Origin of the sequence: Neisseria sp. P0008.S002 (assembly GCF_051962805.1) — a bacterium.
GTDB lineage: Bacteria > Pseudomonadota > Gammaproteobacteria > Burkholderiales > Neisseriaceae > Neisseria > Neisseria perflava.
Window position 1 is genome coordinate 50,764 of record NZ_JBQCUY010000010.1, and the last position, 18,386, is coordinate 69,149.

An 18,386-nucleotide genomic window follows, 5' to 3' on the forward strand; every position below is an offset into this window, starting at 1 on the left:
CTTTGTTTTTAGGCTTTCTCTTCCGGCTCCGGTACGTCAAACACTTGGCGCAGGTAAGCAAGGAAGGTGTTGTTGGTGGTCATGGTTTTGCCCGGGGAGTCGGAGAGCTTGGCGACGGATTGTCCGTTACACTCGACGAGCTTCAAGACAATGTTCAAAGGCGTGTGTCCCAAGTCGTTGGTCAGGTTGGTACCGATACCGAAACTGGTTTTGAAACGGTCTTTGAAGTATTGGTGCAACGCCCATGAACGCTCAATATCGAGGCCGTCTGAAAAGGTCAGCATTTTGGTGCGGCTGTCGATTTTGAGTTTTTTGTAATGCTCGTAGGCTTTGTCGCCCCAAACATAAGGATCGCCGCTGTCGTGGCGCAGGCCGTCGAAGAGTTTGGCGAAGTACAGGTCGAAGTCACGCAAGAAGGCATCCATGCCGACTACGTCGGTCAGGGCGATGCCGAGGTCGCCGCGGTATTCGTGTACCCAGCTTTCCAGCGCGGCTTTTTGAAAGTTGCGCAAACGTACGTCCAAGGCTTGGAAGGCTTGGAGGAACTCATGCGCCATGGTACCGATGGGTGTGATGCCGAGTTTTTTGGCCAGATAAACGTTGCTGGTACCGCGCACGATATCGGGAGCAGCTTCCAGCAAGGTGCGGATAACGTGTTCCTGCCATGCAAGGGTGTAGCGGCGGCGTGTGCCGAAATCGGAAATCAGGAACGGCGGATCATTCGGATTTTGAGTGGCCGCAATTTCTTTCAGCTGTTGCGCTTTGGCCTGCAGACGGCGCTCACCCTCTTCGATGACGGCAGGCGTTTCCAAGCGGCGGAAATAGAGTTCGTTGACGATGGCAAGAATGAAAATCTCGAAGAACATCGCCTGTATCATCGGGCCTTCGATGCGGATGTTCAGACGGCCTTGATCATCAGGGCTGACTTGGACGAAGCGGCGTTGGAGTTGAAAAAGTTCGAGATAATCGACAAAATCGCTTTTGATAAAACGCAGGCTGCGCAGATAGTCGAGTTCGTCATGGGTAAAGCGCAGCTGGCACAGGGCGTTGAGCTCGCGTTCCAAGTCTTCTTGAATATCGGCCAGCGGATACACCATCTCTTTGTTGCGGCAGCGGAATTCGTAGAGGCTGTGGGTTTGCGGGAATTGGTGCAACACGACTTGCAGCATGGTGAATTTGTACAGGTCGGTATCAAGCAGGGATTGGATAATGGGCTGATAAGCAGACATAAGTTTTCTCTGAGTAAACGTGGGCGTTGAGGTATCGATTTTAATGGGAAAGGCCGTCTGAAAGAAACCTTATTCAGACGGCCTTTATCTTATTAATCCAGCTGCGCTACGGAAACCGGCAAAGAGCGGATGGTAGACAACATCGTGCTGGCATCTTTTTGCTGTTTGCGGAACGCGGCCATATTGGTCGGGGTCAATTTCGGCGTCGGCAGGGCGACGGTAGTCGGGTTGACCGGCTGGCCGTTGACGCGTGCTTCGTAGTGCAGGTGCGGGCCGGTCGAACGGCCGGTTGTACCGACAAAACCAATCACTTCGCCGGCGCGGACTCTGCCGTCGGCAGGGCTGAACGCGCTCATGTGGCCGTACAGGGTTTCCACACCGTTGGCATGTCGGATCATCACGGTATTGCCGTAGCCGCCTTTCCAACCTTTGAAAATCACTTCGCCGTCGGCAGCAGCCTTAATAGGCGTACCGGTCGGCGCGGCATAGTCGATACCGGTGTGCATACGAACGGTATGCAAAACCGGATGGACACGGTAGCCAAACGGGGAAGAAATGCGCGTGTATGCAACAGGCTCGGTATTAAAGCCTTCTTTTTGTTGCAGGGACTTACCGTTTTGGTCGTAGTAGCTGCCGCTTTCTTCGTCGCCTTTGCCTTGGCTGTAATAATAGGCTTGGTAGGTTTTGCCGTCTTTAACCACTTCAGCCGCCAAAATATCGCCGACCGCCATTTGTTGGCCGCGGAAATACATGCTGTTGTACAAAAGACGCACGGTATCGCCTTCTTTCAAATCGCTCATATTAAACGAGTCGGCAAAGATTTCTTTGAGCTGGATATACACTTCGGAAGGGATTTCGGCACGGAGCATATCGCCGATGGCGGAAGTGCGGATTTGCACAGAACGCAGGGTCGGCATGGTTTTCATGTCGATTTCGGCATTGGAGATGCGCCATTTACCTTTGACTTTTTCCAAAGCCACCAAGTTGCGTTCCAATTCTTCATCAGTAAAGAATTGAACGTCGGTCACTTGGCCTGAAGAATCGATGCGGATGTTGACGGATTGGTTGGTCCGCAGGTTTTTCATGTCGAGGTTGGCATTGTTTTTCGCCATGATTTGCTTGATGTCTTCTTGGTTGACACCCATACGTGTCAAAACGTCTGCCAAAGAGTCGCCGGCTTGGACGGCTTCTTGCGCCCAATAGCTGGATTGATAGGTATTGGTTTCCACATAAACGGCAGGCAGCTCTTCGGAAATACGCTCGACTTTAAAATCGGTTTGTGCAGGTTGAGGGTCGGTAATGGCGTATGCGGTCATGATGCCTGAAGCCGGCAGCAGAAACGCTAAGAGGGTTGCTTTGAATCGAGTGGAATATTTGTTTTTAATCACGCGTTATCCTTAATGGGGCGGTCTGTTTTTGAGGTTTGCAGAATGCCGGCACATCCGGCCTGCTGCGACCGCCTGCTGGTTTAAACAGTTTTGGGGATAAAGGACTTTGAGTCTTTTTTCCGATCTGAAAATCAGGTTTTCATTCGGAATGAATGAGGTCGTGTTTGAGATTGACGTTATTATCAGGGCTATTGTGTTGATTTACACCCTGTTTTTCTGAAATTTACGCCACGCATTTTAGCATGGCAGCCCGTTTTTTCCAAACCGGCCGTCTGAACGGCTCTTTTTGAGTACGTGAGGGCAAGGTTCCGAAACGCATCATTTGTCGCGTAAAATAACGGTTTTTCTATCTATTTGCGCTTATGAAGCTGACCCTCGCCCTCCCCTCACTCAACCGCTTTGCCGACGAATCCGTCCCTGAGCTTGCCTTACCTGCTTTTAACCGTCTTTTGCGTTACGGCACATTACGCAAAGAAACACTCAGGCCGTCTGAATTTTACGGACGCCATTTGTGGGGCGGCAGCCTCATTGCCCAAGTGCAACGTTTACGCCACACAAGCCAAAAACGCACAGCCGCTTTTGCCTCTCCGGTTTGGCAACAGATGGGCATGCACCATGTCAACATTATCAGTGGCGAGTTTATCGGCATCCAAAAAGAGGAGGCGCAACGGTTATGTGCGGACTTGTCGGCGTTTTATCAAGATAAAGATTGGCAATTCGAGCCGCTTTGCGAAAGCATGTGGCTGCTCAGTATGCCGACGATAGAAGATTGGGGGGCGGAATGTGTTTTGGATGTGTGCGGGCAGCCGGAAATGGACGGTCAGGCGCACGGCAAAGATGCGGTGTCTTGGTTGGCCGTGCAGACGGAAATCCAAATGTTTCTCCACTCGCATCCGATTAACCAAGCGCGTGAACAACAAGGATTGCCGGAAATCAACGGTTTGTGGCTGTGGAACGATGCGAACGGCACACAGTCTGCGGATATTGTCGCCTCAGACAGCGCATGGGCGCGTTTTTTAGATACGCCCAAACTCGATGCGCCGTATGATTTGAAGGCTTGGTTTGAGATGGTTCAAGAAACAGGCAGCACAGTTTCAGACGGCCTTATCTTTTTGGACGACTTGGTTTCCACCTTACAGACAGGCGATGTTTGGGCATACAAAGATATTTTGGAAAGCTGGGAAACCCGTTGGTTTTCGCCTTTATGGGACGCACTCGCCTCAGGCCGTCTGAAAACTGTATGCATTACCACAGACGGCGAAAACGGCGGCACGCTGGAAATCGGCCGCCGTTCCAAATGGGCATTTTGGCGCAAAGCTAAAACGTTTAACGGATCGTGGTAAGCGGTTTTAAGCCTCCAACGCCTCCAATTTGGCAGAAATTCTATCCCACACATCCTGCAAAGGAATCGCTTTCAACAAACGTGTCGGATCGTTGGTATCGATACTGTCGGGGTGAGGCAGTTCGGCATAATCGCCGGCATAAATGACTTCGGCCTGCTCGGAATACGGACGCCATTTATCCACCCATGATGCGCCAAACAAAGCGATTTGCGGTTTATCCAAAGCTGCAGCGATGTGCATCGGTGCGGAATCGACACCGACAAACAGCTTGGCGCCCTCAATGGCCGCCGCCAATTCACGCAGGCTCAAACATCCGGACAACACATATACTTTTCTGCCTTCCGGAATATTCAGACGGCCTATAATTTCCTGAAGCATGTATTGTTCGACAGTGTCGGGAGAAGCAGTCAATACGACATTCTGTCCGCTGTTGAGCAGAAGTTGTACGATGGCGGCGTTTTTGCCGTCTTCCCAACATTTGAAATGCCAACGCGCACCCGGGTGCAGTAACACATAATCTTCACCGCTCCACCCCTGCTCACGCAATTTCTGCTGCATGCTTTCCCTTGCATCTTGTGCTACCCAAAGGCGTACCTTCGCATCGGCGACGTCTTCAGGCTGGATAAGCGGCGCAAGGATATTCAATTGGTTTTCAACGATATGATGGCTGGGATCAAGCTCATGGTTGATAAAATCATGACAGAAACGCCACCAAAAACCGTCGCGCTTGATGCAGTCAAAACCCACACTGCAACGGGCGCACAGTTTGGCGATTATTGCCGCGCGCCATTGGTCGGACAGGTTGAAAGCCCAGTCGTAATCGCGCGCCTTCAGCTTAGACAAAAGGTTTTTCTCACACGCCAACTGCTTGAATACGCCTAGCTTCTTCCAATTTCGATCAATGGTCAAAATCTGCGCAATCTGCGGATTATCAGCAATCAGCTGCTCCGTACCGGCATACACCAGCATATCGATTTCGCAATCGGGGAAACGGGTTTTCAGCGCATCGACCACCGGCGTGCTCAAAAGCACATCGCCATGATGGCGCAATTTGATGATCAGAATACGTTTGGGTTGGGCTAAAGACATACAAAACTTTCAGACGGCCTGTTGATTGGCTGCTATTGTAAAGCGGAAAACAGGTTTCATAAAATACAAAACAGGCCGTCTGAAAGCTATCCTGCTGATTCATCGCTATAAAATCCGCACAAGTCATGCAATTTATATTACAATCCGCACCCCGTGGTTCGAAAACCTCCCACATTAAAAAACTAAGGAAACCTCATGTCCCGCAACAACGAAGAGCTGCAAGGCATCTCCCTTTTGGGCAACCAGAAAACCCAATACCCAAGCGAATACGCGCCTGAAATTTTGGAAGCGTTCGACAACAAACATCCAGACAACGACTATTTCGTCAAATTCGTCTGCCCCGAGTTCACCAGCCTCTGCCCGATGACTGGCCAGCCCGACTTTGCCACCATCTACATCCGCTACATCCCCCATATCAAAATGGTGGAAAGCAAATCACTGAAACTCTATCTCTTCAGCTTCCGCAACCACGGCGACTTCCATGAAGACTGCGTCAACATCATCATGAAAGACCTCATCGCCCTGATGGATCCGAAATACATCGAAGTATTCGGCGAATTCACACCGCGCGGCGGCATCGCCATTCATCCGTTTGCCAACTACGGCAAAGCAGGCACAGAGTTTGAAGCTTTGGCACGCAAACGCCTGTTTGAGCACGATGCACAATAATCCTATTCAGACGGCCTAACGCCCTTTTCATTGCAAGACTTCATTTATTGCACAGTCTTGCAAGGCTTCATGCCGTCTGAAAAACTTCCGAAAGATTTCCATGTACGAATTTACTGCCGCACAGCAGAAGAAAGCGCTCTTCTGGCTGGTGCTTTTCCATATTTTTATTATTGCCGCCAGCAACTATCTGGTGCAGTTCCCCTTTCAGATTTTCGGTATTCTTACCACTTGGGGCGCATTTTCCTTCCCCTTTATCTTCCTCGCTACCGACCTGACCGTGCGCATTTTCGGCGCGCCGTTGGCGAGACGGATTATTTTTTGGGTGATGTTCCCCGCCCTTCTGCTCTCTTACGTCTTCTCCGTCCTCTTTCATGACGGCAACTGGACAGGCTGGGCATCTTTGGCCGAATTTAACACCTTCGTCGGCCGCATCGCATTGGCCAGCTTTTCCGCCTATGCGCTCGGGCAAATCCTCGATATTTTCGTGTTCAACAGATTACGCCGTCTGAAATCATGGTGGGCTGCCCCTACTGCTTCCACCGTGGTCGGCAACGCTTTGGACACGCTGGTGTTTTTCGCCGTTGCCTTTTATGCGAGCAACGATGAATTTATGGCGGCAAATTGGCAGGGCATCGCATTTGTCGATTATCTGTTCAAACTTGCCATCTGCACCCTCTTCTTCCTGCCCGCCTACGGCATCGTATTGAGCATCTTGACCAAAAAACTGACTTCCTTAAACGTCCGTCAAGAAATGCCCGAATCGGTTTTAGCCGAATAAGCAATAGATAAAAAACAAGGCCGTCTGAAACTGTAATCGTTCAGACGGCCTTTTATGTTTTCAAATGATTAACCGGTCAATTGTTTGGTAATCAGTTTTTTCAGCGGCGGGAAGTTATTGCTTGCACGCAATACCAAACCGCGCAGCAGTTTCGCCGGAGCAGTTTCATTGGTAAAGAGTTTCAGCAGCATATTGGTGCCGTGGTAAATCGGATGGGCGTGGAGCATATGCTTGGTGCTGTATTTTTCCAGCAGGCTCTTCGCACCAATATCCTGACCGCGTTGCTCTGCTTCGAGAACCAATTTAGCCAAAAGATCGGCACTTGCCAAGCCCAAGTTGAAGCCGTGCGCAGTAACCGGATGCATACCGACCGCAGCATCGCCGATCAACGCACTGCGTTTGCCATAGAAACGTTGGGCAATCATGCCGACCAAAGGATAATTGTGAATGGTGCTGGCCAATTCCATATCGCCCAAACGGCCTTTGAGTTGCTCTTTCACGCTGGCTGCCAATTCTTCCGGCGACATGTTTTTAATCGTCTCGGCTTTATCGCTGTCCACCGTAATCACCGTATTGGTTAAATGCTCTTCCAAAGGCAGCAACGCAATGGTACGGCCGTAGTGGAAGCATTCATATGCGGTATGCAGATTAGACAAAGTATGCTTCATGCGGCACACAAACATAGTGCGGCTGTAATCGTGCATATCGGAAGAAATGCCCAATTGACGGCGCGTTTGCGAGAAGCGGCTATCGGCGGCCAACAACAGACGGCCGGTCAATACTTCGCCGCTTTCCAAAATAACTTGCGCCTCATTGTCGGAAGTTTTAACTTCTTTAACATTGGTGCCGGTCAAGATTTTGACGTTATCCAATTTGGACACGACTTCATAAGCGGCTTTACGGATGTTGTGATTGGAAATCAAATAGCCCAAGCAGTCCGCAGGCTCACCGCGTGCCTCTGTCGGTTGCGGGAAGTGGAGCTGGTAATCGGAATGACCGTTCAACACTTTGGCATCGCGCAAAGGATAAATTTCGTCTTTTGGAATCAAATCCCACATACCCAATCGCTGCATGATTTCGCGCGACAAGTGCGTCAGTGCGATTTCACGGCCGTCATACGGCGGATTTTGCAACACTTCTAAAGGACTTCTTTCAATCAGGGTTATGTTCAAACCGCTTCCGGCCAACTCTGCGGCAAAACTTAATCCGGCAGGGCCTGCGCCGACGACGAGAATATCACTGTGTAAGCTCATGGGAGGAATTCCTTGTATTCAACTGATACGGATTTTTTCAGACGGCCTTAAGTTTACTGTGTTTAGCTACATGAGGGTAAATCAAAGGCATTTGATAGATTATATAGAAAGCATTGATAGAATAAAACAAATGTTATCAATTGTAAGCGCGTTTTTACTTTGGCCTTAATATAAATCAAGCTTCACGACATACGGATTTTATCAAACGGACAAACATTCAGATAAACAAAAACCGCATTCCGAAAAGGGAATGCGGCTTTCAATCGTAAAACGATTATTCTTCAGAACCGGTGTAAGGACGGATGCTGACAGTTTTACGGTTCAGCGCGCCTTTGGTTTTGAATTCAACGTAACCGTCGACTTTAGCAAACAAAGTGTGGTCTTTGCCCATGCCTACGTTGTCACCTGCGTGGAATTTAGTACCGCGTTGACGAACGATGATGGAGCCTGCCGGGATCAGCTCGTTGCCGTAGGCTTTAACGCCCAAGCGTTTGGCTTCTGAATCGCGACCGTTGCGGGTGCTACCGCCTGCTTTTTTACTTGCCATTTGTAATACTCCTGAACTTACTTGAAATTAGGCGATTGCCACGATTTCGATTTGGGTGAAATTTTGGCGATGGCCTTGGCGTTTTTGGTAGTGTTTGCGACGACGCATTTTGAAAATGCGTACTTTCTCGCCACGACCATGAGCAACGACTTTGGCTGTTACTTTTGCGCCTTCGATAAAAGGTGCGCCTACTTTTACAGATTCGCCGTCAGCAATCATCAAAACTTCAGTCAGTTCGATTTGGCTGTCGAGTTCGGCTGGTATCTGTTCTACTTTCAATTTTTCGCCAACGGAAACTTTGTATTGTTTACCGCCGGTTTTTATGACCGCGTACATACTCAACTCCATGAGAATTAGGTTAACATTCCGCACACCATGTGCGAAACGAGCTATTCTATTTCTATTTGCCTATTTTGTCAAAATTTATTTTATTTACAACTGAAAAGGCCGTCTGAAAGATATGTTGCATGCTTTTTAACTGATATAATCACGCGCTGGATTGCTGATATCTTTATGCAACGTTATTACCCCGACCGAATGTACGGGTTTAAACAGATTCATTGGAGCCTCCGCTCCGTTTTATCAACAGAGAATGTTTTATGCTCGAAAACCTGCCTTACTTCCAACGCCACCTGCCCGATGACCTTGCCAAAGTGAACGCGGTCATCAACCAAGCTGTTCAATCCGATGTCGCGCTGATTTCGCAAATTGGCACATACATCATCAGCGCGGGCGGTAAGCGACTGCGTCCGATTATTACCATTTTGGCAGGCAAAGCAGTCGGGCATGACGATGAAAAGCTGTATTCGCTGGCAGCGATGGTGGAATTCATCCACACCTCCACCCTCCTGCACGACGATGTCGTTGACGAAAGTGAATTGCGCCGCGGCCGTAAAACCGCAAACAATCTCTTCGGCAACGCAGCGGCCGTTTTGGTCGGCGACTTCCTCTATACACGCGCCTTCCAACTGATGGTCGGTTCAGGCAGTATGCGTATATTGGAAGTGATGGCCGATGCGACCAACATCATCGCCGAAGGCGAAGTCATGCAGCTGATGAACATCGGCAATACGGATATTACCGAAGAGCAATACGTCCAAGTTATCCAATACAAAACAGCAAAATTGTTTGAAGCGGCCGCGCAAGTCGGCGCAATTTTGGGCAAGGCTTCCCCCGAACACGAGCAAGCCTTGAAAGACTACGGCATGTACGTCGGTACGGCTTTCCAAATCATTGACGATGTTTTGGACTATTCAGGCGAAACCGAAGAAATCGGCAAAAACGTCGGCGACGATTTGGCAGAAGGCAAACCTACCCTGCCATTGATTTACCTGATGCGAAACGGCTCCGAGCAGGCCGCCAACGATGTGCGCTATGCTTTGGAAAATGCCGACCGCAGCTATTTTGAAAAAATCCACGACTATGTCGTCAACTCCGACGCTTTGCCGTATTCGATTTCTGAAGCGAAAAAAGCCGTTGACAAAGCCATCGCTTCATTGGACGTGTTGCCTGACAGCGAAGTCAAAGAAGCCATGATCCAACTGGCAAAAGAATCTTTAGCCCGAGTATCTTAATCCGATGAATTTCAGCTTTGTCCCTTTGTTTCTGGTTACGCTGATTTTTTTGGGCGTCGTCAGCAACAACAACTCGATTACGATTTCGGCGGCGGTATTGCTGCTCATGCAGCAGACGGCCTTGTCGCAATATCTTCCCTTGGTGGAAAAACACGGTTTGCATCTGGGCATCATCCTGCTGACCATCGGCGTATTGAGTCCGTTGGTTTCCGGTAAAATCCAGATTCCGCCGGTTTCCGAGTTTATCAATTTCAAAATGATTGCTGCCGTCCTTATCGGCATTTTGGTTGCCTGGCTTGCCGGACGCGGCGTTCCATTGATGAGCGAACAGCCTGTTTTGGTAACCGGATTATTAATCGGCACGGTCATCGGCGTTGCCTTTGTCGGCGGCATTCCGGTCGGCCCTTTGATTGCCGCCGGCTTATTGTCTTTTTTTGCTGGAAAGGTTTAAAATCCCCTCCTTTACCGCCTCGCCATAGTTCAACGGATAGAACGTATGCCTCCTAAGCGTAAAATACAGGTTCGATTCCTGTTGGCGAGGCCACAGTTTCAAGAAAAGCCTTCATACTTTGAAAGGCTTTTTTATTATCAACAATAAAGGCCGTCTGAAACTTTTCAGACGGCCTTCTCATTTCGCCAAACCGTTAACCCGGACGACCATCCGAACGCGGACGGATCAGCCAAGGAATATATTTCCATGCGTACAACAGCAAAGAGGCGGCAAACAAAGCGGCGGAGCAACGAATACTGTGCGTGTATGCCGTACCGCTCACAAAGGTAGCCAAAACACGGACAACCGTTGCGGCAATCATCAGCCAAAAGGCGACAGGAACCACTTTAGGCGGCGGATAAATGGAGTTGCCGGTATGGCCAAGCGCAGTTCGCGCCATCATGCCCAAAGTCAGCACGCCGATACCGCCAACGCCGATAAGGTGCACACCCAAATTCAGGAAACTTGGAATCCAATAAGAAAGACCGACCGCAATCAAGCCCAAGCCAGTAAACAGATAGCCGGCAAACAAAATCCAAAGCATAGGCTCTTTCAGCACGGCTTTATACCACCAGCGGTACACCTGCACGGTAAAAATCACACCGGCAGCCAACGCAAACAACGCGGCCAGTCCCGGCAAAATGTTATGCGCCATCAGCATGGCGGTCAGCATAGGCAGCCAAAGTGAAGCATGCGCCACCCATTGAGGGCTGGGGATTTGCGGCACGTTCAGGCGTTTGGACGTAAAGAACGAGATAATCCGCATACCGATCAAACCAATAAAACCGGCCACCATAATCAAACCGGATTGCAAACCGGTCATCAGCGCAATGGCATCAAACGGCTGCACTTTCAGATGGAAGGCGAAATGGGTGCCGCCCAAAACAAAAATAGCGAACACGGCAACATAGTTGCGCTTGTTTTGAGAACGAATTACCGGCAAAGCCATGCATACCGCGCCATACCAGAAAAAGATCGTACCGAATATGCCGCTTGCCGTTACCCCCCAACCAGGAATAAACATACAAATGCGGGCCAACAGCCAAAATGCGGTCAAACCGGCCAAAGCCTTACCGCGTGTCGGCGGCTGGCCTGTCCAAGTCGCCACGGCCGTCAATAAAAATGCAATGACAACCAATCCGGCATAGCCCCAAATCATTTCATGGGCATGCCAATAAAAACCCGGCAACTCAGGCGTACCCTGAAAGCCGAAGCCCCAAAGCAGTATAGACAATGCGCCATACAAAGCCGCCAACGAATAAAACGGGCGGAAGGCCATTGCCCAAACCGGGTGTTTGAACAAATCGGTCATGGTGGTTCCTTCAATTTTTATATCATCATAAAACAGCAACAGAGGCCGTCTGAAACTTTTCAGACGGCCATCAATTCCCTTTCCTGTTACACATTCTCAGGCAAAGGCAAAAAAGGTTCAATCGCAGGGAAAAGCTCGCGCTCCTCAAAGCGCGCATGATCGCGCAAAGTGACAGCAAACTCCTTATTCCATGATTCATTCATATATTCAGGATGAGCCATCATCGCACGCAACTTGGCATGATCGCATTCAAAACGCTGCCTCAACGCCGGATCAACCTTATCCCAATACGGCGCAAACATGGTTTCCTCCTCCAAAAAATGTGGCTCAAGTTCCACAAAATGAGGATCCAGCTCCGCTTGATGGCTTTGCTCCGGCGTACGCAGGAGGCGGACACACAACGACAGCGAGCCATGATGCTCACGGGAAAGTTCTATTAAGGCAGGGTGGCGTTTCAAGGGTTTCATAAGTTCGTTATAATAGCAACAGTCTGTCAAACTGGATTAATTCAAATGTTTCAGATATTATGAAACCCAATCCCACATAAAGTCAAACAGCCCCTCTCCAAGTACTACGCTTTTGACATATAATAAAAATATCTAAAGAGCCAGCCATGTATCTGACCCAACATACCGATTACGGATTGCGCGTATTGGTTTATACCGCCATCAATGATGACACCCTCGTCAATATCAGCACCATTGCCGAGACTTACAATATTTCCAAAAGCCATTTGATGAAAGTGGTTACCTCATTAGTCAAAGGCGGTTTTCTGGTCAGCGTGCGCGGCAAAGGCGGCGGTTTGCGCTTGGCAGACAATCCTGAAAACATCAATATCGGTGCAGTGGTGCGCCATCTTGAGCCGATGCAAGTTGTCGAATGCATGGGCGATAACAACGAATGCCTTATCACCCCCTCCTGCCGACTGACCGGCATCATTACCGGCGCCATCAAAGCCTTCTTCAACCATTTAGATCAATACTCCCTGCAAGATCTTTTGGACAAACCAACCTACGACATACTCTATACCCCGCGCATCCCCATCAACGAAATACGCAGAATGGTTGATTAAATCTTCAGGCCGTCTGAAAACAGTCAAGCTATATCGAAATAATCATCAGCCTCTCAATATAGGGGCATGTAGTATTACTCGGAAAAATTAATAGTAGAAAGATATCGACCAGAGCAAGCAAAAAGTAACTGCTCTCCATTTACTTATTCCCTAGTCAAAAAGTACGCCAAGTATCTTCCCAATCAACGTAACGGTCTTTTTCCAATACAAAATTGGGAATGTTAGTAAAACTTTCGTAGCCATGATGAACATAATTTTGATTATGAGTCCATAGAGTTTTACCTTGTAAATATTTCTTTAGAATATAAAATACCGTCTGGATTGTGAAATCTCAGACGGTATTATTTTGGTTTATAAAATATCAACCATTAAAATGATTACACTTTTTCTACAGATTAACCTTCTGGCAATGGTAATGAAGCCAAATACCGTAGAGTAATTACATAATCAATCTAACGTCCTTAAAATAACAATAGCATTTTTATCATTGCTGAATATTCTATCTGCGTGTGGTATTCCGCGCGATGAAGTGCTTCGATCGTACTCAATATACACTCTTTTACCTGATGGAAGCGTTGCTTTCAAGTCTGGGCGACATATTCCTACACGACAAAAATTTCCATACTGCTAATCTACGTCAGCCCCAAAAACAAAGATTTGTTTTTTTCATTCAACATATCTATCCTAAATACGCCATCACTCCATTGAGTTTTTAATTTGTATTTCGCTCTTGTTAAATGTTTTTCTGTTTGCCGATTTCTTTTGCTAATGTAAAAAATACTCTACCACTCTCATTGGTTAAAGTTTTCAAGTATTCATCAACATCAGTAACATTAATAACAACTGTTTCATTTGTATGTTTATTAAATTCTAAATCAACAATAATATTCCCATTAACCAATATTTCATATATATCTTCTTCTTCAGGCAGCATAGACAAACAATAAGCACTTGAAGCTGAAAACTCTTTTTTCAGATACTGAAGAAGAAAAGTATTTTTAATTAAAACATCATTAAATTCATCTAATGATTGCTTGACTTCTTTCGTTGTCCAATTTTTAACATTATTCTTCATTGTATTCTACCTGGGGTCGTAGTTATGGGGCTTAGGAAGCAAAATCACAAAATATAATGATAAGCTTCTAACAGAAAAATAATTGTAGCAAAGATACAATTTATTCTCAATGCCTTTAAATAAGATCTATTTGATATTTTTTCCACCCAAATAAAACCCTAAAAAACTTAAAACTCATAAACCTAGCAGTAATGAAATACTCAAAAAAACTTAAGGTCATTCCTTCTGATTTTAGAATTTTATAGACCAATACAAAATTAGTTACTATAGTAACAAGATACAAAAATATCAAACCAAAAAATATATAAGGTATTAATGCTATCATTTAATTTTTCCTTACATTTGCACTAAACTTAGATATTGGTGCTTTTAATCTTATATTTGGTGTTTTTTTCTTAAATGCTGTCCATTGCCACCCTATAGTTCCATTTGTCGAAAATCCACTACCTAAACCTAATTTTGCAGTGTAAATTATCTCTTCACCTTTATCAATTTGAATCTTAACCCCATCAAAAAAACAATGAATAAAAAATGCCCGAAGCCAAAAGCCTCGGGCATTTTTAATATTTGGTGGGTCCGGTGGGTTTCGAACCCACGACCAAGGGATTATGAGTCCCCTGCTCTAACCCCTGAGCTACAGACCCGTCAAGAGTAGATGCGGATTATAGCATAACTTGTTGCTTGTTCAAGATACCGGGCCAATGTTTCAGACGGCCTGTTGGTTTTCTATTCGGGTATTATGCCGATATGCCCAATGCTTCCCAAACTTTCAAAGCGTCCGATGTTGCTTTGACATCGTGAACACGGATGATTTGCGCGCCTCTAGCCACTGTGGCCAAAGCGGCTGCGACGCTGCCGTGTACGCGTTTGGCGGCATCTTGTTCGCCTGTCAGTTCGCCAATCATACGTTTGCGCGATACGCCGATCAGAAGGGGGAATCCGGTTGCGTCCATCAACTCAGGCAAATGTTGTATCAGGGTAATGTTGTGTTGCAGGTTTTTGCCGAAACCGAAGCCGGGGTCTAGCGTGATGCGTTCAGGGGCAATGCCTGCTTGAACGCATTCTGCCGCACGTGCTTTCAAATAACGCGCGACTTCTTCGACGACATCTTGATATTGCGGATTCAGCTGCATGGTTTTGGGCAAACCCTGCATGTGCATGAGACACACGCCTGTATTCGGCTGTTGCGCCAGCAATGCGACTGCACCTTCATCACTCAATGCGGCAACATCGTTGATAATATCGACGCCGCCTTGCACCAAGGCTTTTTCCATAATCACCGTGCGGCGCGTGTCCAAGCTGACGGGAACATTCCACTTGGCGACTTCCGCCAAAACCGGCTGCACCCTAGCCCATTCTTCTTCGAGAGAAACATCGTCCGAACCTGGACGGGTAGATTCGCCGCCGATATCGAGAATATCCGCACCGTCTTTCAGCAGCTGCTCAGCATGTGCCAATGCTATTTGGACATTTTGCGAATAGGTGCCGCCATCGGAAAATGAATCGGGGGTCAGATTAACGATGCCCATGATTTTGGGTTTGTCTAAGGCGATTTCAAATCGGCCTGCCTGCCAAATGTGCGTGTTCATAATGCTTCCATTGATGAAATAATAGGATAGAGGCCGTCTGAAACTTTTCAGACGGCCTTTAGATTTTGACTTCAAACAGTCAATTACATTCCGCCGTAATTCGGTCCACTCGCGCCTTCGGGACAAATCCAAGTGATGTTTTGCGTCGGGTCTTTGATGTCGCACGTTTTGCAGTGAACGCAGTTGGCGGCATTGATTTGCAGACGCGGGCTGCCGTTTTCTTCGACGATTTCATACACGCCGGCCGGACAATAGCGGGTTTCGGGCGAGGCGTATTCTTTGTAGTTTACGTCTATCATGACTTGCGGATTTTTCAGCACCAAATGGTCGGGCTGGTTTTCTTCGTGCGCAAGGTTGGCAAGGAAAACGCTGCTCAAACGGTCGAAGGTCAAAACGCCGTCGGGCTTCGGATAATCAATCGGCTTGCACGCGGCGGCTTTTTTGAGCTGCTCGTTGTCTTTGCCGTGATGTTTCAAAGTCCACGGGGCTTTGCCTCTGAAAATCATTTGGTCGATGCCGGTATAGATTGAGCCGAGGTAAACACCCCATTTAAATGACGGACGGACATTGCGCGCAGCGTAAAGCTCTTGATATAGCCAGCTTTGTTCAAAACGTTGCTGATAATCAGCCGCCTCTTTGCCGCTGTCGAAACTTTCCACTTCTTCGAGGTTTTCCAACAAAGGGAACACAGCTTCTGCGGCGAGCATGGCGGATTTCATGGCCGTATGGATGCCTTTGATGCGCGGCATATTCAGGAAACCTGCGGCATCGCCGATTAAAACGCCGCCTCTGAACGAGAGTTTCGGCAGGCTTTGCAAACCGCCTTCAATCAGTGTTCGCGCACCATACGCGATACGGCGGCCGCCTTCAAAGGTTTTGCGGATTTTGGGATGGGTTTTGAACCGTTGAAACTCTTCAAACGGCGACAGATAAGGGTTTTGATAGTCCAAACCGACCACAAAACCGACAGCGACTTTGTTGTCGTCGAAATGGTAAATAAACGCGCCGCCGTAGGTTTTGCTGTCTAGCGGCCAGCCTGCGCTGTGCATGACCAAACCGGGCTGATGTTTTTCAGACGGCACTTCCCAAATTTCTTTAATGCCCAAGCCGTAAGTTTGCGGCTCGCTGTTTTGGTCGAGTTGGAAACGCTCGATGATTTGCTTGGAAAGCGAACCGCGACAGCCTTCGGCAAATATGGTTTGCTGCGCCCAAAGCTCCATGCCGGGCTGGAATGAATCGGTCGGTTCGCCGTCTTTGCCCACGCCCATATTGCCGGTCGCAATGCCTTTGACCGAACCGTCTTCGTGATACAGCACTTCGGCGGCGGCAAAGCCCGGATAGATTTCCACGCCTAAACTTTCCGCCTGCTCCGCCAACCAGCGGACAACTTCGCCCAAGCTGGCAATATAGTTCGCATGGTTGTCGAAATTCGGGGTAACCGGCAGGTTGAAGGCTTTTTTCTCGGTCAGGAACAAAACCCTGTCCTTCGTCACTGTACGCGTCAGCGGCGCGCCTTTTTCTTTCCAATCAGGAATCAGCTCATTCAAAGAAATCGGATCGATGATGGCGCCTGCAAGCGAGTGCGCACCGGCCTCCGAACCCTTCTCCACCACGCAAACGCTGATTTCGCGTCCATTCTTTTCGGCAAGCTGCTTGAGTTTGATGGCGGCAGACAAACCCGACGGGCCTGCGCCGACAATCACGACATCGTATTGCATACTGTCGCGTTCGATGGTTTCTGTCATAGTGGTTCCTGTATTGTCATTATTCAATTTAATCCGCTAATTATACAGCCTGGACATATAGTTACCAAATACAACAAAAGGCCGTCTGAAACTTTACTCAAATTTCAGACGGCCTTTACTGTGTTCAAAAGATTACTGCGCTTTGGTTTCCGTTACAAAACCGATTTTGCTGATACCGGCTTCGCGCGCCGCTTGCAGGGCTTGGTTGACATAATCGTATTCAACCGCTTTATCCGCCGCAATCGCCACAATCACATCTTCGTTTTTCGCTTTGGCTTCTTTCAGCTTGGCAGTTACCGTTGCCAAATCCACTTTGTTATCCGAATCTCCGCCAACAACATAAGCACCATTGGCATCAATGCTCAAACGCAAAGGATCTTTAGGCTGCTGCTTATCCTCTTTCGCCGCTTTTTCCGAAGCAGTCGGCAACTCCAAAGGAATCGAGTGGGTCAGCACCGGCATGGTAATCATAAATACAATCAGCAACACCAGCATCACGTCCACCAAAGGTGTAACGTTGATATCCGACATCGGCGCATCATCGCCAGAATTCATTGATCCGAAAGCCATGATTTAATCCTTTTGATTCAGAAGGCGGACATGCAGGTCATGTGCAAATGCGTCCATATCTTGCGCGATGGTTTTTGTACCGCGATTGAGGAAGTTGTATGCCAATACAGCCGGAATCGCTACAAACAGGCCGACGGCAGTCGATACCAAAGCCTCACCAATCGGACCGGCTACCGCAGCAATGCTCATTTGACCGCTTTCGCTGATGCCGATCAGGGCATGGTAAATACCCCAAACAGTACCCAACAGGCCGATAAACGGAGCGGTTGCGCCGATGGAGGCCAACGCGGTCATGCCATAGTCGAACTGACGCATGGTTTGTGACATGCTGTTGCGGATGTGAACGACCAAGTATTCATTCAAAGGCAATTCGTCAATCAGCGATTTGCTTGTCGTTTGACGGTAGTTTTGGTATGCGCGCAGAGACTCATCGGCAACATTGCTCATCGGTGCTTCTACCGCTTTGGCTTTTTGTACGGCATCAGCCAGCGTAAACGCATTCAACATCAACTCTTTTACCTGAGCATTGCCTTTTTTCGCTTTGCGGTATTTGATGCAGCGAATCACAATGACACTCCAAGTCACCACACTCATCAACAACATCAGGACAAATACACCAATCAGTACCACATCACCTGATTTGAAAACTAAACTTAAATCCAT

Annotated in this window: 19 protein-coding genes, 2 tRNA genes and 1 riboswitch; of the genes, 7 read left to right on the plus strand and 14 right to left on the minus strand. The window is 48.1% G+C overall.

From position 1 onward, the window contains the following. Positions 1-8: 8 nt before the first annotated feature. Positions 9-1,229 carry a nicotinate phosphoribosyltransferase gene (gene pncB, locus ACTHSA_RS10435; protein ID WP_070625050.1) on the minus strand — a complete coding sequence of 407 codons (1,221 nt, stop codon included), beginning with the start codon at positions 1,227-1,229 and terminating at the stop codon, positions 9-11. 92 nt (positions 1,230-1,321) lie between these two features. Next, complete coding sequence (locus tag ACTHSA_RS10440) at positions 1,322-2,617, minus strand: M23 family metallopeptidase (RefSeq protein WP_003748435.1); 1,296 nt, start codon at positions 2,615-2,617, stop codon at positions 1,322-1,324. A 362-nt stretch (positions 2,618-2,979) separates the two neighbouring features. Here ACTHSA_RS10440 and ACTHSA_RS10445 point away from each other — a divergent pair, with 362 nt between their 5' ends. Beyond that, positions 2,980-3,960: a hypothetical protein gene (locus ACTHSA_RS10445; RefSeq protein WP_049337014.1), complete on the plus strand. Its 981-nt coding sequence runs from the start codon at positions 2,980-2,982 to the stop codon at positions 3,958-3,960. A 6-nt stretch (positions 3,961-3,966) separates the two neighbouring features. Here the strand turns inward: ACTHSA_RS10445 and rfaQ are convergent, their stop codons facing one another. Further along, entirely contained in the window at positions 3,967-5,049 is a 1,083-nt protein-coding gene (gene rfaQ, locus ACTHSA_RS10450) for a putative lipopolysaccharide heptosyltransferase III (protein WP_049337016.1), read from the minus strand. 147 nt (positions 5,050-5,196) lie between these two features. Beyond that, a riboswitch (PreQ1 riboswitch) is annotated at positions 5,197-5,241 on the plus strand. Positions 5,242-5,244: 3 nt separating this feature from the next. On the opposite strand from rfaQ, the gene queF reads away from it, so the two are divergent. Both queF and ACTHSA_RS10460 read left to right on the plus strand, forming a co-directional pair. Then, positions 5,245-5,718 carry a preQ(1) synthase gene (gene queF / locus ACTHSA_RS10455; protein ID WP_003748427.1) on the plus strand — a complete coding sequence of 158 codons (474 nt, stop codon included), beginning with the start codon at positions 5,245-5,247 and terminating at the stop codon, positions 5,716-5,718. Between the two features lie 100 nt (positions 5,719-5,818). Then, positions 5,819-6,496 (plus strand): 7-cyano-7-deazaguanine/7-aminomethyl-7-deazaguanine transporter, encoded by a 678-nt coding sequence (locus ACTHSA_RS10460; protein ID WP_070625051.1) that lies wholly within the window; start codon positions 5,819-5,821, stop codon positions 6,494-6,496. 68 nt (positions 6,497-6,564) lie between these two features. Here the strand turns inward: ACTHSA_RS10460 and ubiM are convergent, their stop codons facing one another. The 3 genes from ubiM to rplU all read right to left on the minus strand — a co-directional run bounded on the left by ubiM (position 6,565) and on the right by rplU (position 8,632). Continuing rightward, a complete protein-coding gene (gene ubiM / locus ACTHSA_RS10465) occupies positions 6,565-7,749 on the minus strand; it encodes a 5-demethoxyubiquinol-8 5-hydroxylase UbiM (protein ID WP_070625052.1) in 1,185 nt (394 codons plus the stop codon). Between the two features lie 274 nt (positions 7,750-8,023). Continuing rightward, positions 8,024-8,296, minus strand: a complete 273-nt coding sequence (gene rpmA / locus ACTHSA_RS10470; protein WP_002212328.1) for a 50S ribosomal protein L27 — start codon at positions 8,294-8,296, stop codon at positions 8,024-8,026. Positions 8,297-8,323: 27 nt separating this feature from the next. Further along, positions 8,324-8,632: a 50S ribosomal protein L21 gene (gene rplU, locus ACTHSA_RS10475; protein ID WP_100066624.1), complete on the minus strand. Its 309-nt coding sequence runs from the start codon at positions 8,630-8,632 to the stop codon at positions 8,324-8,326. A 263-nt stretch (positions 8,633-8,895) separates the two neighbouring features. On the opposite strand from rplU, the gene ispB reads away from it, so the two are divergent. The 3 genes from ispB to ACTHSA_RS10490 all read left to right on the plus strand — a co-directional run bounded on the left by ispB (position 8,896) and on the right by ACTHSA_RS10490 (position 10,414). Then, positions 8,896-9,870 carry an octaprenyl diphosphate synthase gene (ispB, locus tag ACTHSA_RS10480; RefSeq protein ID WP_004518806.1) on the plus strand — a complete coding sequence of 325 codons (975 nt, stop codon included), beginning with the start codon at positions 8,896-8,898 and terminating at the stop codon, positions 9,868-9,870. 4 nt (positions 9,871-9,874) lie between these two features. After that, positions 9,875-10,321, plus strand: coding sequence for a DUF441 domain-containing protein (locus tag ACTHSA_RS10485; protein WP_004518807.1), 447 nt, complete (start codon positions 9,875-9,877; stop codon positions 10,319-10,321). 18 nt (positions 10,322-10,339) lie between these two features. Continuing rightward, a tRNA-Arg gene (locus ACTHSA_RS10490) sits at positions 10,340-10,414 on the plus strand. Between the two features lie 100 nt (positions 10,415-10,514). Here the strand turns inward: ACTHSA_RS10490 and ACTHSA_RS10495 are convergent. After that, complete coding sequence (locus ACTHSA_RS10495) at positions 10,515-11,672, minus strand: NnrS family protein (RefSeq protein WP_049344489.1); 1,158 nt, start codon at positions 11,670-11,672, stop codon at positions 10,515-10,517. Between the two features lie 86 nt (positions 11,673-11,758). Further along, positions 11,759-12,139, minus strand: a complete 381-nt coding sequence (locus tag ACTHSA_RS10500) for a hemerythrin domain-containing protein (protein ID WP_107768750.1) — start codon at positions 12,137-12,139, stop codon at positions 11,759-11,761. Between the two features lie 146 nt (positions 12,140-12,285). Here ACTHSA_RS10500 and ACTHSA_RS10505 point away from each other — a divergent pair, with 146 nt between their 5' ends. Further along, positions 12,286-12,744, plus strand: a complete 459-nt coding sequence (locus tag ACTHSA_RS10505; protein ID WP_296186551.1) for an RrF2 family transcriptional regulator — start codon at positions 12,286-12,288, stop codon at positions 12,742-12,744. 733 nt (positions 12,745-13,477) lie between these two features. On the opposite strand, the gene ACTHSA_RS10510 is transcribed toward ACTHSA_RS10505, so the two are convergent. The 6 genes from ACTHSA_RS10510 to ACTHSA_RS10535 all read right to left on the minus strand — a co-directional run bounded on the left by ACTHSA_RS10510 (position 13,478) and on the right by ACTHSA_RS10535 (position 18,386). Further along, positions 13,478-13,819 carry a hypothetical protein gene (locus ACTHSA_RS10510; RefSeq protein WP_003686448.1) on the minus strand — a complete coding sequence of 114 codons (342 nt, stop codon included), beginning with the start codon at positions 13,817-13,819 and terminating at the stop codon, positions 13,478-13,480. A 568-nt stretch (positions 13,820-14,387) separates the two neighbouring features. Further along, positions 14,388-14,463 (minus strand) — tRNA-Ile (locus tag ACTHSA_RS10515). A 93-nt stretch (positions 14,464-14,556) separates the two neighbouring features. Continuing rightward, entirely contained in the window at positions 14,557-15,408 is an 852-nt protein-coding gene (folP, locus tag ACTHSA_RS10520) for a dihydropteroate synthase (protein ID WP_440344884.1), read from the minus strand. Between the two features lie 83 nt (positions 15,409-15,491). Further along, positions 15,492-17,153 carry an electron transfer flavoprotein-ubiquinone oxidoreductase gene (locus tag ACTHSA_RS10525; protein WP_440344885.1) on the minus strand — a complete coding sequence of 554 codons (1,662 nt, stop codon included), beginning with the start codon at positions 17,151-17,153 and terminating at the stop codon, positions 15,492-15,494. 132 nt (positions 17,154-17,285) lie between these two features. Beyond that, a complete protein-coding gene (locus tag ACTHSA_RS10530) occupies positions 17,286-17,723 on the minus strand; it encodes an ExbD/TolR family protein (protein WP_049344497.1) in 438 nt (145 codons plus the stop codon). Positions 17,724-17,726: 3 nt separating this feature from the next. After that, positions 17,727-18,386, minus strand: coding sequence for a MotA/TolQ/ExbB proton channel family protein (locus ACTHSA_RS10535; protein ID WP_049332314.1), 660 nt, complete (start codon positions 18,384-18,386; stop codon positions 17,727-17,729).

Excerpts from the sequence above, each read along its gene's own strand:
- pncB (WP_070625050.1), bottom strand. The coding sequence starts at position 1,229 with ATGTCTGCTTATCAGCCCATTATCCAATCCCTGCTTGATACCGACCTG.
- ACTHSA_RS10445 (WP_049337014.1), top strand. The coding sequence starts at position 2,980 with ATGAAGCTGACCCTCGCCCTCCCCTCACTCAACCGCTTTGCCGACGAA.
- rfaQ (WP_049337016.1), bottom strand. The coding sequence starts at position 5,049 with ATGTCTTTAGCCCAACCCAAACGTATTCTGATCATCAAATTGCGCCAT.
- queF (WP_003748427.1), top strand. The coding sequence starts at position 5,245 with ATGTCCCGCAACAACGAAGAGCTGCAAGGCATCTCCCTTTTGGGCAAC.
- ACTHSA_RS10460 (WP_070625051.1), top strand. The coding sequence starts at position 5,819 with ATGTACGAATTTACTGCCGCACAGCAGAAGAAAGCGCTCTTCTGGCTG.
- ubiM (WP_070625052.1), bottom strand. The coding sequence starts at position 7,749 with ATGAGCTTACACAGTGATATTCTCGTCGTCGGCGCAGGCCCTGCCGGA.
- rpmA (WP_002212328.1), bottom strand. The coding sequence starts at position 8,296 with ATGGCAAGTAAAAAAGCAGGCGGTAGCACCCGCAACGGTCGCGATTCA.
- rplU (WP_100066624.1), bottom strand. The coding sequence starts at position 8,632 with ATGTACGCGGTCATAAAAACCGGCGGTAAACAATACAAAGTTTCCGTT.
- ispB (WP_004518806.1), top strand. The coding sequence starts at position 8,896 with ATGCTCGAAAACCTGCCTTACTTCCAACGCCACCTGCCCGATGACCTT.
- ACTHSA_RS10485 (WP_004518807.1), top strand. The coding sequence starts at position 9,875 with ATGAATTTCAGCTTTGTCCCTTTGTTTCTGGTTACGCTGATTTTTTTG.
- ACTHSA_RS10495 (WP_049344489.1), bottom strand. The coding sequence starts at position 11,672 with ATGACCGATTTGTTCAAACACCCGGTTTGGGCAATGGCCTTCCGCCCG.
- ACTHSA_RS10500 (WP_107768750.1), bottom strand. The coding sequence starts at position 12,139 with ATGAAACCCTTGAAACGCCACCCTGCCTTAATAGAACTTTCCCGTGAG.
- ACTHSA_RS10505 (WP_296186551.1), top strand. The coding sequence starts at position 12,286 with ATGTATCTGACCCAACATACCGATTACGGATTGCGCGTATTGGTTTAT.
- ACTHSA_RS10510 (WP_003686448.1), bottom strand. The coding sequence starts at position 13,819 with ATGAAGAATAATGTTAAAAATTGGACAACGAAAGAAGTCAAGCAATCA.
- folP (WP_440344884.1), bottom strand. The coding sequence starts at position 15,408 with ATGAACACGCACATTTGGCAGGCAGGCCGATTTGAAATCGCCTTAGAC.
- ACTHSA_RS10525 (WP_440344885.1), bottom strand. The coding sequence starts at position 17,153 with ATGACAGAAACCATCGAACGCGACAGTATGCAATACGATGTCGTGATT.
- ACTHSA_RS10530 (WP_049344497.1), bottom strand. The coding sequence starts at position 17,723 with ATGGCTTTCGGATCAATGAATTCTGGCGATGATGCGCCGATGTCGGAT.
- ACTHSA_RS10535 (WP_049332314.1), bottom strand. The coding sequence starts at position 18,386 with ATGGATTTAAGTTTAGTTTTCAAATCAGGTGATGTGGTACTGATTGGT.